General features: G+C 67.0%; 16 protein-coding genes. 7 read left to right on the top strand and 9 right to left on the bottom strand.

Annotated features, from left to right (window positions below; translation table 11 throughout):
* Nucleotides 1–43: 43 nt before the first annotated feature.
* Together ispG and IP69_RS11085 are read right to left on the bottom strand one after the other, a co-directional pair.
* Complete coding sequence (gene ispG / locus IP69_RS11090) at nucleotides 44–1,318, bottom strand: flavodoxin-dependent (E)-4-hydroxy-3-methylbut-2-enyl-diphosphate synthase (protein ID WP_054142889.1); 1,275 nt, start codon at nucleotides 1,316–1,318, stop codon at nucleotides 44–46.
* A 28-nt stretch (nucleotides 1,319–1,346) separates the two neighbouring features.
* A complete protein-coding gene (locus tag IP69_RS11085; RefSeq protein WP_082359225.1) occupies nucleotides 1,347–1,883 on the bottom strand; it encodes a Fur family transcriptional regulator in 537 nt (178 codons plus the stop codon).
* Nucleotides 1,884–2,032: 149 nt separating this feature from the next.
* Here IP69_RS11085 and IP69_RS11080 point away from each other — a divergent pair, with 149 nt between their 5' ends.
* Both IP69_RS11080 and IP69_RS11075 read left to right on the top strand, forming a co-directional pair.
* A complete protein-coding gene (locus IP69_RS11080) occupies nucleotides 2,033–2,818 on the top strand; it encodes a 3-hydroxybutyrate dehydrogenase (RefSeq protein WP_054142888.1) in 786 nt (261 codons plus the stop codon).
* Complete coding sequence (locus IP69_RS11075) at nucleotides 2,815–3,885, top strand: patatin-like phospholipase family protein (RefSeq protein WP_054142887.1); 1,071 nt, start codon at nucleotides 2,815–2,817, stop codon at nucleotides 3,883–3,885. The genes IP69_RS11080 and IP69_RS11075 overlap by 4 nt, the downstream gene beginning before the upstream one ends.
* Before the next feature lie 15 nt (nucleotides 3,886–3,900).
* Here IP69_RS11075 and IP69_RS11070 read toward each other — a convergent pair whose 3' ends face one another.
* Both IP69_RS11070 and IP69_RS11065 read right to left on the bottom strand, forming a co-directional pair.
* Entirely contained in the window at nucleotides 3,901–4,191 is a 291-nt protein-coding gene (locus tag IP69_RS11070) for a type II toxin-antitoxin system RelE/ParE family toxin (protein WP_054142886.1), read from the bottom strand.
* Nucleotides 4,184–4,453, bottom strand: a complete 270-nt coding sequence (locus IP69_RS11065) for a type II toxin-antitoxin system ParD family antitoxin (RefSeq protein WP_054142885.1) — start codon at nucleotides 4,451–4,453, stop codon at nucleotides 4,184–4,186. The genes IP69_RS11070 and IP69_RS11065 overlap by 8 nt, the downstream gene beginning before the upstream one ends.
* A 131-nt stretch (nucleotides 4,454–4,584) precedes the next feature.
* On the opposite strand from IP69_RS11065, the gene IP69_RS11060 reads away from it, so the two are divergent.
* On the top strand, nucleotides 4,585–4,998 hold the full coding sequence (locus IP69_RS11060) for a DUF3830 family protein (RefSeq protein ID WP_054142884.1): 414 nt from the start codon (nucleotides 4,585–4,587) through the stop codon (nucleotides 4,996–4,998).
* 147 nt (nucleotides 4,999–5,145) lie between these two features.
* On the opposite strand, the gene ybaL is transcribed toward IP69_RS11060, so the two are convergent.
* The 3 genes from ybaL to IP69_RS11045 form a co-directional block, all read right to left on the bottom strand.
* Nucleotides 5,146–6,891, bottom strand: a complete 1,746-nt coding sequence (ybaL, locus tag IP69_RS11055) for a YbaL family putative K(+) efflux transporter (RefSeq protein ID WP_054142883.1) — start codon at nucleotides 6,889–6,891, stop codon at nucleotides 5,146–5,148.
* A 122-nt stretch (nucleotides 6,892–7,013) separates the two neighbouring features.
* On the bottom strand, nucleotides 7,014–7,334 hold the full coding sequence (locus IP69_RS11050; RefSeq protein ID WP_054142882.1) for a polyhydroxyalkanoic acid system family protein: 321 nt from the start codon (nucleotides 7,332–7,334) through the stop codon (nucleotides 7,014–7,016).
* A gap of 106 nt (nucleotides 7,335–7,440) precedes the next feature.
* Complete coding sequence (locus IP69_RS11045; protein WP_054142881.1) at nucleotides 7,441–7,680, bottom strand: hypothetical protein; 240 nt, start codon at nucleotides 7,678–7,680, stop codon at nucleotides 7,441–7,443.
* Between the two features lie 270 nt (nucleotides 7,681–7,950).
* Here IP69_RS11045 and IP69_RS11040 point away from each other — a divergent pair, with 270 nt between their 5' ends.
* On the top strand, nucleotides 7,951–8,601 hold the full coding sequence (locus IP69_RS11040; RefSeq protein WP_054142880.1) for a hypothetical protein: 651 nt from the start codon (nucleotides 7,951–7,953) through the stop codon (nucleotides 8,599–8,601).
* A gap of 125 nt (nucleotides 8,602–8,726) precedes the next feature.
* Here the strand turns inward: IP69_RS11040 and IP69_RS11035 are convergent, their stop codons facing one another.
* Together IP69_RS11035 and IP69_RS11030 are read right to left on the bottom strand one after the other, a co-directional pair.
* On the bottom strand, nucleotides 8,727–9,035 hold the full coding sequence (locus IP69_RS11035; protein WP_054142879.1) for a hypothetical protein: 309 nt from the start codon (nucleotides 9,033–9,035) through the stop codon (nucleotides 8,727–8,729).
* Nucleotides 9,036–9,227: 192 nt separating this feature from the next.
* Nucleotides 9,228–9,485 carry a hypothetical protein gene (locus IP69_RS11030; protein ID WP_054142878.1) on the bottom strand — a complete coding sequence of 86 codons (258 nt, stop codon included), beginning with the start codon at nucleotides 9,483–9,485 and terminating at the stop codon, nucleotides 9,228–9,230.
* Between the two features lie 267 nt (nucleotides 9,486–9,752).
* Here IP69_RS11030 and IP69_RS11025 point away from each other — a divergent pair, with 267 nt between their 5' ends.
* From IP69_RS11025 to IP69_RS11015, 3 genes are all read left to right on the top strand, one after another.
* A complete protein-coding gene (locus tag IP69_RS11025; protein ID WP_054142877.1) occupies nucleotides 9,753–10,742 on the top strand; it encodes an NAD(P)-dependent oxidoreductase in 990 nt (329 codons plus the stop codon).
* The gene (locus IP69_RS11020) at nucleotides 10,739–11,500 is read left to right on the top strand and encodes an SDR family oxidoreductase (protein WP_054142876.1); all 762 of its coding nucleotides are present in this window, start codon (nucleotides 10,739–10,741) and stop codon (nucleotides 11,498–11,500) included. Before IP69_RS11025 ends, IP69_RS11020 begins: the two co-directional genes overlap by 4 nt.
* A 64-nt stretch (nucleotides 11,501–11,564) precedes the next feature.
* Nucleotides 11,565–13,001 carry an NAD(P)/FAD-dependent oxidoreductase gene (locus IP69_RS11015; RefSeq protein WP_054142923.1) on the top strand — a complete coding sequence of 479 codons (1,437 nt, stop codon included), beginning with the start codon at nucleotides 11,565–11,567 and terminating at the stop codon, nucleotides 12,999–13,001.
* Nucleotides 13,002–13,008 lie beyond the last annotated feature (7 nt).

The following is a 13,008-nucleotide window of genomic DNA, read 5'->3' as shown; positions in this document are numbered from 1 at the left end:
GTCATGCTTTCAGGACAAGGTCACGTCGCGCGAATGGACAGTTTCACTCGGCCGCATCGCTGCGCCCGCCGTAGCGTCGCGCCACATAATCATCGACCATCGCCTTGAATTCGGTGGCGATGCCGGGCCCTCGCAAGGTCTTGACCTTCTTGCCGTCGACGAAGACCGGTGCGGTTGGCTCCTCGCCGGTGCCGGGCAGCGAGATGCCGATATCGGCATGCTTGGACTCGCCGGGTCCGTTGACGATGCAGCCCATCACCGCGACGTTCAGGCTTTCGACGCCAGGGTAGCGCGTCTTCCAGGCAGGCATCGAGGCTGCGATCCAGTCCTGGATGTCGAGGGCCAGTTGCTGGAAGACGGTCGAGGTGGTGCGGCCGCAGCCGGGACAGGCGGCGACCTGGGGCAGGAAGGCGCGGAAGCCCATGGTCTGGAGCAGCTCTTGAGCTGCCTTGACCTCGAGCGTGCGGTCGCCGCCGGGCTCGGGCGTCAGCGAGAAGCGGATCGTGTCGCCGATGCCCTCCTGCAGCAGCACGCCGAGCGCAGCCGAGGAGGCGACGATGCCCTTGGAGCCCATGCCAGCCTCGGTGAGGCCCAGATGGATGGCGTAGTTCGAGCGGCGCGCCAGCATGCGGTAGACGGTGATCAGATCCTGCACGCCCGAGACCTTGGCCGAGAGAATGATCCTGTCGCGGCCCAGCCCGATCTCCTCGGCACGGACCGCCGAATGCAGGGCCGACTGCACCATCGCCTCGCGCATGATGGCGCGGGCGTCGAGCGGGCGGGGCTGAAGGGCGTTCTCGTCCATCAGCGCGGTCAGCAGTTCCTGGTCGAGCGAGCCCCAGTTGGCGCCGATCCGCACCGTCTTGCCGTGGCGGATCGCGAGTTCGACGATTTGCCCGAACTGGCGGTCCTTCTTGTCCTTGAAGCCGACATTGCCGGGGTTGATGCGGTATTTCGCCAGGGCTTCCGCGCAGGCCGGGTGGTCAGCCAGAAGCTTGTGGCCGATATAGTGGAAATCGCCGATCAGCGGCACGTCGATGCCGATCCGGTCGAGCCGCTCGCGAATCTTCGGCACGGCGGCGGCGGCCTCGTCGCGGTCCACCGTGATGCGGACGAGTTCCGAGCCCTGCCGGGCAAGGGCCGCGACCTGGGCGACGGTTCCGTCGATATCGGCGGTGTCGGTGTTGGTCATCGACTGGACGACGATCGGCGCGCCGCCACCGACCATCACATTGCCGACCATGACAGGCACGGTAAGATGGCGCGCCAGCGGGCCGGAATGCTCCGCCGTCAGCGCCGGAAAGGCCCGCTCGTTCATCGGCTGTGCCCCCTCGTGTCGAATCCGGTCATGTCTGCGCAGCCCGGCAATGCTCGCAACGGCCGACGATCTCGACAACCTGGTGCGAAGGCACGAACTGCCGCGACTGCGCGATGGCGGCCACCGCCTTCTTCATCGCGGGCGAGGAATCCTCGTCGACGCCGCCACAGGCCTCGCAGATCAGAAAGGCCACGACCTCGTCCGCGCCATGGCCGTGAAGGCAGGCGACATAGGCGTTGCGCGAGGAGAGCCGGTGGACGAAGCCCTGCTCGACCAGGAAATCCAGTGCGCGGTAGATCGAGATCGGCGCGATGCGGCGCCCGCCCGCGGGCGAGATCCGGTCGGCGAGATCATAGGCGCCGACCGGGCGATGGTCGGCATGCAGCGCCTCCAGCGCCTTGGCGCGGATCGGCGTCAGCCGCAGCCCGCGCTCGGCGCAGATGCGCTCCGCCCGGGCCAGTGCCTCGGCGGCATGGACACGGTGGTCATGTGCATGGCGGCAGCCGGCCTCGCCATGAGCGGAGTGATCATGGTCGGCATGGCTATGAGCGTGCGGCGGCTGCATGGGCGTCATGTTGCGTTGCAATGGGTCATCGGGCAACGTGCGGGTGTGTCCTGTTCAGGCTGCTGTGATGGCTGTCTATCATGGCGCCATTGCCTGGCTGCGCCCGAACCTAAGCATTTTCCAAGCGATTGTCAGGAGCCTTGACGCCAATGTTTCTCAAAGACCGCGCTGCCGCCATCACGGGTTCCACCTCGGGCATCGGGCTCGCCTATGCAAGGGCGCTGGCCAGGGAAGGCGCCCATCTTGTGATCAACGGCATCCTGCCGCCGGATGAGGCGGAGAAGCTCCGGGCTGATCTCGCTGCCGAGTTCGGGGTGACGGTTCTGTTCTCCTCAGCCGACATGACCAAGCCCGACGAGATCGCCGGCTTCATCGCCCAGGGGGAGGCCGCGTTCGGGGCGGTCGACATCCTGGTCAACAATGCCGGCATCCAGCATGTCGCCCCGGTCGACGAGTTCCCGATCGAGAAATGGGACCAGATCATCGCGATCAACCTGTCCTCGGCCTTCCACACGACGCGCGCCGCGCTGCCGAAGATGAAGGAGAAGGGCTGGGGCCGGATCATCAACACGGCCTCCGCGCATGCCTTCGTCGCCTCGCCGTTCAAATCGGCCTATGTCGCCGCCAAGCACGGAATTGCCGGGTTGACCAAGACGGTGGCGCTCGAAGTCGCCACCAAGGGCATTACGGTGAACGCCATCGCGCCGGGCTATGTCTGGACGCCGCTGGTCGAAAAGCAGATCCCCGACACGATGAAGGCACGCGGGCTGACCAAGGAGCAGGTCATCAACGACGTGCTGCTGACCGCCCAGCCGACCAAGGAGTTCGTCACGGTCGAGCAGGTCGCGGCGCTCGCCGTTTTCCTCTGCACTGACGCCGCGAAGTCCATCACCGGTACCATCCTGCCGATGGATGGCGGCTGGACCGCGGCGTGACCGGGCGCAAGAAGGCGGCTTCTCCGGTCCTCGGGCTCGCCGGCCCGAAGGCGCAGAAGTCGATCTCGCTGGCCTTGCAGGGCGGGGGCGCGCATGGCGCCTTCACCTGGGGCGTGCTCGACGCCATCCTCGAGGATGGGCGGCTTGCCATCGAGGCCCTGTCGGGCACCAGCGCGGGCGCAATGAACGCGGTGGTGCTGGCCGAAGGCTGGATTGATGGCGGCATTGACGGCGCCCGCGACAAGCTCGAGGCGTTCTGGCGAGCAATCAGCGTCGACGGCAAATATGGCGGCTCGGAGCGCTCGCTCATCGACACGATGCTCGGCGCCTGGGGCGGGTCCAATGGCGTGCCGCCGGGCATGATCTGGTTCGAGATGTTCTCGAAGGTGGCGAGCCCCTACGACATCAACCCGCTCAACATCAACCCGCTGCGCGGGGTGATCGCCGACCTGATCGATTTCGACAAGGTCCGCGCCTGCACGCAGGTGAAGCTGTTTATCGCCGCGACCAATGTGCGCTCCGGCAAGATCAAGCTGTTCAACGGCCCGGAACTGACCGCCGACCATCTGATGGCCTCGGCCTGCCTGCCGATGCTGTTCCAGGCGGTCGAGATCGGCAAGGAGGCCTATTGGGACGGCGGCTATATGGGCAATCCGGCGCTGTTCCCGCTGTTCTACGAGGCGGCGGGCGACGATATCCTGCTCGTCCAGATCAATCCGCTGCTGCGCAAGGACCTGCCGACCAAGGCGCGCGACATCCAGGACCGGCTGAACGAGATCACCTTCAACGCCTCGCTGCTGCGCGAACTGCGCGCGATCGACTTCGTCAACCGGCTGGTCGATGGCGGCAAGCTCGACAAGAACGAGTACAAGCGCGTGCTGATGCACCGGATCGATGGCGGCCCGCCGCTGGCGGAGATGACCTCCTCCTCGCGGCTCAACGCAGACTGGGATTTCCTGCTGCGCCTGCGCGATATCGGCCGCGCGGCGGCCAGGCGCTGGCTGAAGCGCAATTACGAGGCGATCGGCAAGGTCGGCACGCTCGACCTGAAGGCGGCGTTCTCGTAGCGCCGGTTGGGCGGCCTAAAGCGACAGCCGTCTTACGCTGCTTGCATGGACGATGGCCAGAATGCGGACACCCGACGGTGCCTCTTCATAGAGGATGACGTGCGAGCCATGGTCGTGCCGCCGGACACCGGGCGCGATCGTCTCCGCTTGGCGGCCCATGCGAGGCTGGCCGGCCAAGAGCTTAAAAACATGGTCGAGTTCGGCGAGGTAAGCCTCTGCCTGCGCTTCGCCAAACCGCTCGTAACCAAACAGCGCGAGGTCATAGAGATCGGCTTCGGCTCGCTTCGTCAGAGCGAAATCAGCCATTGCGGCCGGCCTTGACCTCCGCAGCGTGTTTGGCCTGTGCCAGGATCTCCGGCAGCGTCTTGTCACTGATCCCGCTGGCGCGCGATTCCGCCACGATGCGCTGCAGATCGGCCAGGGTCAGTTCAGGATGAGAGCGCCGCTCGCGATCGCGCCGGACCAGATCGCGGACATAGTCGCTCGTGCTGGCATATTCACCTTGCTTGATCTGCGCCTCGATCCATTCCTTCATCGGGTCGGGCAAGGAAATCGTCATCGTCGCCATGGCGCGCCTCCTTGTGCTAGGCTAATCCAAATAAGATCATTTCACAAATGATCTTATTTATCGCGGCATCGGAACGGGCCTCGCGAGGGCGTTCGGGCGCGGTTTGGAAATCCATCGAAAGGCGCTCCTGCATGTCCCAGCTTATCGTCACCGCCGGCCCCTTCACCTTCGAGGCCAAACTGGAACTGGAAAACGCGCCCAAGACCTGTGCCGCCTTCCTTCGGCACATGCCGTTCACCAGCAAGATCGTGCATGTGCGCTGGAGCGGCGAGGGTGTCTGGATGCCGCTCGGCGAGCTCGATTTCGGCGTTGGCTACGAGAACCACACCAGCTATCCGGCGCCGGGTCAGATCATCCTCTATCCCGGCGGCATCAGCGAAACCGAGATCCTGCTCGCCTATGGCGGCGTGCATTTCGCCAGCAAGATGGGCCAGCTCGCCGGCAACCACTTCATCACGCTGACCTCGGGGCTGGAGAACCTCTACACGCTCGGCCGCAAGACGCTCTGGGAAGGTGCGCAGGACATCAAGTTCGAGATGGTGTGACGTGGTTCGCTCGTGAAACACAACCGTCATCCCGGACGCAGCGAAGCGGAGCTCCTGAATCCATCATGGGGCACCGTCGCGTCCTATGATGGATCGCGGGGCTAGCCCGGGATGACGGTTTTGGGTTCCGAGCCTGGATGACCGGCGTCAGGTCGGCTGCGGCTCACTCTCCGGCTGCGGCCCGTCCGGCGCCTGACACAGCGCCAGCATGGCGCGGGCGATCTCGGCCTCGCCCATGATCGTCAGCGTCGCGCCGCATCTGGTGAGATGCGCGACCTCGGCGTCGGAATGGGCGCGCGCGACGATCGGCAGGGCAGGGTTGTCGCGCTGCGCCTGCTCGCAAACCTGGCCGGCCTCGAAGCTCTGAGGAATGGCGACGAAAAGGCGTCTGGCCCGCGCCAGGCCCGATGCGGCAAGCACGGCCGGATCGGCCGCGTTGCCGATCAGCAGTTCGGCGCCGTCGCGCCTGGCGGCCGCAACGGCTTCGGGCTGTTCCTCGATCACCAGCAGCTTTTCCCCGCGAGCGAGCAGGCCCGCGCCAAGCAGTGTGCCGACGCGGCCATAGCCGACGACGACCATGTGCCCGGACAGGGTGGTGGGGACGATATCGACATCGGGCGGCATTGGCGGCGGCGGCGCGGGTTCCGGCTCGACCAGGCCGGGCCTTGGCTTCTGCTTGGCCGAGGGGGATTCCACCGCGAAACGGTCGACCAGGGCAAAGAGCACCGGGTTGAGCAGGATCGAGAGGATCGCGCCGGCCAGGATCAGGTCGCGGGCCTGGGCGGGGAGGATCGCCAGCGAGACGCCGAGCCCCGCCAGGATGAAAGAGAACTCGCCGATCTGCGCGAGCGAGGCCGAGATCGTCAGCGCGACGCCGTTCGACTTGCCATAGGCGCGCATGATCAGCCAGGCGGCGAGCGACTTGCCAACGAGGATGATCGCCAATGTCGCCAGCAGGGGCCCCGGCGCGCGCAGCAGGATCGCGGGGTCGAACAGCATGCCGACAGAGACGAAGAACAGCACCGCGAAGGCATCGCGCAGCGGCAGGGATTCCTCCGCCGCGCGCTGGCTCAGCGGCGATTCGCTCAGGATCATCCCGGCGAAGAAGGCGCCGAGCGCGAAAGAGACGCCAAACAGGGCCGCCGCGATGAAGGCGACGCCCAGCGCCACCGCCAGCACGGCGAGCCGGAAGAGTTCGCGCGAGCCGGTATGGGCGACCCAATGCAGGATCCAGGGAATGACGCGCCGCCCGACGACGAGCATGAAGGCGATGAAGGCGACGACCTTCATCAAGGTGAAGCCGAGCACGCCCCACAAGCCGAGATCGAACTGGCTCGACCAGGGCGCCGCAACGCCGGGACGGGCGCCATTGAGGGCGTCGGCGACGGCGGGGATCATCACCAGCGCCAGCACCATGGCGAGATCCTCGACGATCAGCCAGCCGACCGCGATCTTGCCCTTCTCGGTCTGGACGAGGCGGCGCTCCTGCAGGGAGCGCAGCAGCACGACCGTGCTCGCGACCGACAGCGCCAGCCCGAAGACGAGGCCCGCCACCCAGGTCCAGCCCATCAGATAGCCCAGCCCCATGCCGAGCAGGGTCGCGACAGCGATCTGGACCAGCGCGCCAGGCACCGCGATCGCCCTGACCGAGAGCAGGTCCTTGAGGGAAAAATGAAGGCCGACGCCAAACATCAGCAGGATGACGCCGATCTCGGCGAGCTCGTTGGCGAGGTTCTGGTCGGCGACGAAGCCCGGCGTGAAGGGACCGACGGCGATACCCGCGACGAGATAGCCGACCAGCGGCGAGATCCGCAGTTTGTGGGCGAGCGCCCCGAACACGAATGCAAGCCCGAGGCCCGCGACGAGGATGGCGATCAGCGGGCCGTGATGCATGGTTCTCCCGGACGGATGCGCGGCGAAAGGCGAAAGGTCGAGCCGTGGACCATGCCGTCTGCCGCGCGCGAATTCAACCGCGGGCCGTCAGCCGCCTCGCCGCCCGCCTCGGGCTTGCCGCCTCAGGCCCTGGGCTTCTCCAGCAGGATCTGGCCCTGTTTCTGGACGCCGATCTTGAGCTTCTCGGCGAAGACGGCCAGCACCCAGGGCAGCATCATCTCGACGCGCACCAAGGCCTGCTCGACATCGAGCCGGCCTCTGACCGTGTAGCCCAGCGCGGCAACGCCGAAATGCAGCGTATCGCCCTCCCACCGTTCCTCGACGAGCTGCATCTTGACGAGGCCGAGCCGGTCGCGGATGCGGTCGATCCCCTCGCGCAGACGTGCCACGGCGCCCTCGCGGCCGAGATCATGGGAAACGGTGATGCTGACGGGCTTGGCCATGATGCTCCCTGCATGGGCAAAACTGCGGAGCGGTTCACAATGGTGATGCGGGAGCGGCTTTTCCAGACGGCGAGCGCGCGCGGCGCTGGAACAGGCCAAACCGGGATCAGCAACCGCGCGTCTGGAGACGGTGCTGGCCCTTGTCGGTGATGCGCCACCGCCCGCCCGCCGGCTCGACGAGGCCGCGGACCTTAAGAATCTGGAGCATGGAGACGTCGAAGACGAAATGGCTCGTCTGCTCCTCGATGCTTTCGAGGGCGATCCATTCGGGATCCGACATCACGCAAGAGTGCCGGATGAGGAGGTGCTGCGTGTCCGGCTTCTGATTCACGAGTATCTGATCCATGGGCCGCTCCTGGCGTTCGATGGGCACGAAGCAAGAGGTCACACGCAATCGAGGCCCCGTGATGACCGAAGATGGCGCAACGGTGGCTGGCCTGTTTCCGTGACGCGCGCGGCAACGGATAGCCATGCCCATGGCGGCTTTCTCGGCTTTGAGTTGGAACTCTGGCGCGGGTGAGCCGTTGCTTGGCCACGAGCTTCCGCATGGCGCCTGCACAGGGCCAGCCGGCGGTGTGCCTTCTCAAAGACCGCGTTCGACAATGGAGATATCGCGATGGCCACCATGAACAGCTTCCCGCCCGACGTGCCGAAGGATATGGACGAGGCGCGCGACGACATCGAGAGCACTGTCGGCACGGTGCGTGCCAAGGCATCCGACCTCGCCGACAAGGCGACCGAGACCGTCCGCGATGGCTATTACCGCGCCAAGGATGCGATCACCGAGACCGATCCGATGGAACTCGCCCGCGAAGGCGGCGAAGCCGTTCGTGATGCCGTTGAGCGCCATCCGCTGGCCGCATTCGGCCTGGGCGCTCTCAGCGTCGGCCTGATTGCTTGGGCCATGCTGCGCGACACGTCCCCCAGGGCACGGCTGGAGCGCTACGAGCCCGATTTTGGCCGGCTGCGCGGGCTGTTCGACAGCTATCGCAGCGAGGCGGTCGACACCGGCGAAAGCGCGCTCAAGAGCGGTGAAAAATGGTTGCGCAGCAATAGCTCGTCGGCTCGTGACCATGCTCGCGACTATGCCAGCCAAGCCCGTGACTATGCTGATTACGGCGGTCGCATGATTGCCAAGCGGGCCGAACGCGAGCCTGTCGCAGCCCTGCTGGGCGTTGGCATTGCCGTGTACTTCATCGGATCGCTGATCGCTTCGGCGACGACGAACGACGCGCCACCGGCACGCCGTCGTACCACCAAGCGTTGAGGGCTTACCAACCGGTGCGGTCGCCGCACCGGTTGCCTTCCAACGAACGAACAAAGCCCTGCCGCATCGCTGCGGCAGGGCTTTGTTGATCAGGTCCCGCCGGCTTCAGCCTGCGGCGCGAGGGTTCACCACCAGCCGCCGCCGTAGTAGCCCCGGCGATAATAGCCACGTCCGTAATAACCACGATTGGCCGAAGCCGCGATCGCGCCGCCGATGACACCGGCCGCGACACCCGCCGTGACCGCGCTGGCGGTTTCGCTGGAGGCGCGACGGTTCTCCACATAGTTGGCGGAGCGGCACTGCTGATACGCACGGGTGCCCGGACGGAAACCCTGCGACTCGCAGGTGATCTCAGCATCGGCAAGTGATTCCTGCGCGGTCTGGCAGCCGGCGAGCACCGCCGCCAAAGCTCCGACAATCAAAATGGTACGCATGTCTTGTTCCTTTTTGCAGCCTCCCATCGGCTGCCACGGACTAAAGTGCAGGAGCTAGGGGAGGTCAAGTAGAACAGCCGCGCCAGGGTTAAATCGCGATGCGAAGTTGCTGCAAAAGCAGCGTCACCCGGCGTGATCGGCACAGCCGGTCTCTGGCGTGAGGTTGCAAAAGGATCGTCAGCTGGATGCCCGTCATCCGGCCTTGCGCGCGGGTTTCTCGACCGGCTTGCCGGAGCGCGCGAGGCTTTCGATCTCGAGCGGCGGCATGCCTGATTTCTCGGCGATGATCCGGTCCTGTTCCATGATGGCGTCGCGCGCCGGCTCGTCGCCGTCCAACCCGCCGAGCAACTCGGTCGGCACCCTGCGGTTGGAACGGCGCGAACCGTCGACATAGACGACGTCGAACATCACGAACTCAGCCTCGAGCGGCTTCGATTTCTTGCGGGCCATCACAGGCTCCCTTCGACATTGGTGGACCGGGCTGCGCTCGACCTCGTCGCAGCGGCGCCTTGCGGGCAAGGCGCGAGGCGAAAAGCGCAACCGACCCGGGGGATGATGCGGCGACGCCTAGCCCAAGGACGGGCGCGGTGCAATCCGCGCAGCCGTGTCGAAATCGCGGGTGGCCCCGCATGGCGCGGGCTTGCCGAATGTCGCGGGACGCTCTTAGCTCTGCCTGCTTTGCCAGCTGGACGAGGGGCCTATCTTGCGAATTGCGTCATGAAGATCGTTGTTTTTGGCGGCTCCGGCTTTGTCGGGCTCAACATTGCCGAGGCAATGCTGCGTGCGGGGCATGACGTCGTCGGCTTCGACCGCGCGCCCGTGCCGCAGCCTGCGGCGGATGCATTCGCGCGTCTGCCGGGCCGGTTCGAGACGATGGTCGAGGATGTGACGGACGAGGCTGCGGTGGGCCAAGCCGTGCGTTTCGGCGTCGATCTCGTGGTGCTGGGTGCGGCGATCACGGCCGGCCGCGCCCGCGACGCCAGCGATCCGCAACGCATCCTCGAGGTCAATCTGCTGGCGCAGGTTCCGATCCTTGCCGCCGCCCGCGTCGCGGGCGTTCGCCGGGTGATCAATCTCAGCTCGGCGGCCGCCTATGGCGCGGCCGGCGACCGGCTTGCCGAACTGAACGAGGAGACGCCGGGCGATCCCGTCGGGCTCTACGCTATCACCAAATGGGCGAGCGAGCGCGTCGGCGCCCGGCTCGGCGATCTCTGGGGGCTCGACATCGTCAGCCTGCGGCTGAGCGGCGTTTTTGGACCCTGGGAGCGCGCGACCGGCGTGCGCGACACGCTCTCGCCGCACTGCCAGATCCTGGCGGCGGCAGTAGCGGGGGAAGCGGCGATCCTGCCGCGACCAGGTCTGCGCGACTGGGTCTATGCGCCCGACGTCGCCGATGCGGTGCTGGCCGTGGCGGGCGCTCCGGCGCTGGCACATGGTGTCTACAATGTCTCGACCGGGCGCCGGTTCACGCTGCTCGCCTGGGGCCAGCGGCTGGCGACGTCCTTCCCCGGCTTCATCTGCCGCCTGGCCGAACCCGGCGAGGTGGCGACGATCGATTTCCATGGGCCCTCCGACCGCGCGCCGCTGACGGTGGCACGGATCGCGCACGATCTCGGCTGGGCCGCGAAAACGGAGGATCTGGAGACGGCCGACCGGCTCGCCGGCTGGTGGCACACCCACGGACGGACCATGGAGACGGGACGATGAAGCTCGCCGGGAAGACGGCACTGGTCACGGGCGCGGGCTCCGGCATTGGCCAGGCGATCGCAAGGCTGTTTGCGACCGAAGGTGCGCAACTGGCGCTGATCGACCGCGACGAGGCCGGCCTTGCCGAGACGAAAGGACTGATCGTGGACGCCGGCGGGGCGGCGATCGTGCAGTGCGGCGATGTCGGCGAGGCGGGCTTCGCCGACGCGGCGGTGGCCGCCTGCGCCGCGCGCTTCGGCGGGCTCGACGTGCTGGTCACGGCGGCCGGCTTCTCCTGCGGCGGCACGGTGACGACGACGGCGCCTGCGGATTGGGACGCGGTGTTCCGGGCCAATGTCGGCGGCACCTTCCTGTTCGCCCGCGCAGCGATCCCCTTGATGCAGGCCCGCGGCGGCGGTGCGATCGTCACCTTCGCCTCGCAGCTCGCGCTTGCTGGCGGCCGGGGCAACAGCGCCTATATCGCCGCCAAGGGTGCCATCCTCAGCCTGACGCGGACCATGGCGCTGGATTATGCAGAAGACGGCATCCGCGTGAACGCGATCGCGCCCGGCGCCATCGACACGCCGATGTTGCGCCGGAGCTTCGCCCGCCATGCCGATCCGGAGCCGATCCGCGCGGCCTCGCGCGACCGGCATGCGATGAAGCGTTTCGGCCAGGCCGAGGAGGTGGCGCAGGGCGCCCTCTATCTCGCCAGCGATGCCTCATCCTTCAGCACGGGCACGACGCTCGTGGTCGATGGCGGCTGGCTGGCGGCCTGACCCGCTCGACAGGCTGGTCGAACGGCGCAACGTTGTCCGGCATGAAGGCTGCATCGAGGCGCGCATGAAACATGATGGCCTCTCCGTTCTCGAAAGCCGGGTCGCGGCCGATCTTGCCCGCACCGCCCATCCGCGCGCGCCCTGGCTGAAGCCGGTCATGGCGCCGGACGGCACGCGCGCCCATGACGTCATCATCGTCGGCGGCGGCCAGTCCGGCCTGGCCACGGCCTTCGGGCTCCTGCGCTCGCGCGTCGACAACATCCTGGTGCTGGACAAGGCGCCCGCCGGGCGGGAGGGACCATGGCGCTCCTATGCGCGGATGCACACGCTGCGCAGCCCCAAGGACTTCACGGGGCCCGATCTCGACATCCCCAGCCTGACCTACCAGTCCTGGCACGAGGCGAAGTTCGGCAGCGAGAGCTGGGATGAACTCGCGCTGATCCCCAAGGGCCATTGGGCGGATTACCTCGACTGGTTTCGGCATGTCACCGGCATCCCGGTCCGCAATGAGGCCGAGGTCGTCGATATCGCGCCGGTTGACGGGCTTCTGGCCGCGACGGTGCGCAGTGGCGGTGCGGAAACGGTGCTCCATGCGCGCAAGATCGTGCTTGCGACCGGGCAGGAGAGCATGGGCGACTGGAGCCTGCCCGCGCCGATCGCGGCGCTGCCAGCCTGCCGCCGCGCGCATTGTGCTGAGGACATCGACTTCGCCGCTTTGGCGGGCAAGCGCGTCGCGGTGATCGGCGCGGGGGCGTCCGCCTTCGACAATGCCGCGACCGCGCTCGAGGCCGGGGCCGCCGCGGTGCACCTGCTCTGCCGGCGGGCCGAGATCCAGGTGGTGCAGCCCTATCGCTGGCTGACCTTTCGCGGCTTCCTGCGCCATCTCGGCGATCTCGACGATGCCTGGCGCTGGCGCTTCATGAGCGCGGTGATGGGGCTGCGCGAGGGCTTTCCGCAGGCGACCTATGACCGATGCTCTGTCCACGAGGCTTTTCGCCTGCATTTGGGAGCACCCGTGCAGAGCGCCGTCGATGGGCCCGGTGGCGTCGAGCTGGCGACGCCCGCAGGCTCGGTTGCCGTCGACTTCGTGATCTGCGCCTCGGGCATCGAGATCGATCTGTCGGCGCGGCCGGAGCTGTCGCGTTTTGCAAGCAACATCGCCTCCTGGGCCGATCGCTATACGCCGCCCGAGGTCGAGCGCGACGACCGGCTCGGGCGCTTCCCTTATCTCGGCGACGACTATGCGCTGTGCGAGCGCGTGCCCGGCGCCACATCCTGGATCTCCGACATCCACCTGTTCAGCATCGCCTCGACGATGAGCTTCGGCGCCTCGGGCTCGTCGATCAACGCGATGACGACGGCCGTGCCGAGGCTGGTCTCGGGCCTGACGCGGGGGCTGTTTCGCGCCGATGTCGAGAAGCTCTGGGAGGAGTTCCAGGCCTATGATGTGCCGCAGGCGGTGGTGCGCTTCCCTCCCCCCGCTTGCGGTGGGGAGGGCTAGGGTGGGG

Source organism: Allobosea sp. AAP35 (genome assembly GCF_001295925.1).
Taxonomy (GTDB): domain Bacteria; phylum Pseudomonadota; class Alphaproteobacteria; order Rhizobiales; family Beijerinckiaceae; genus Allobosea.
Note: the sequence above shows the minus strand (reverse complement) of the source record. Positions and strands in the feature narration are given on the sequence as shown.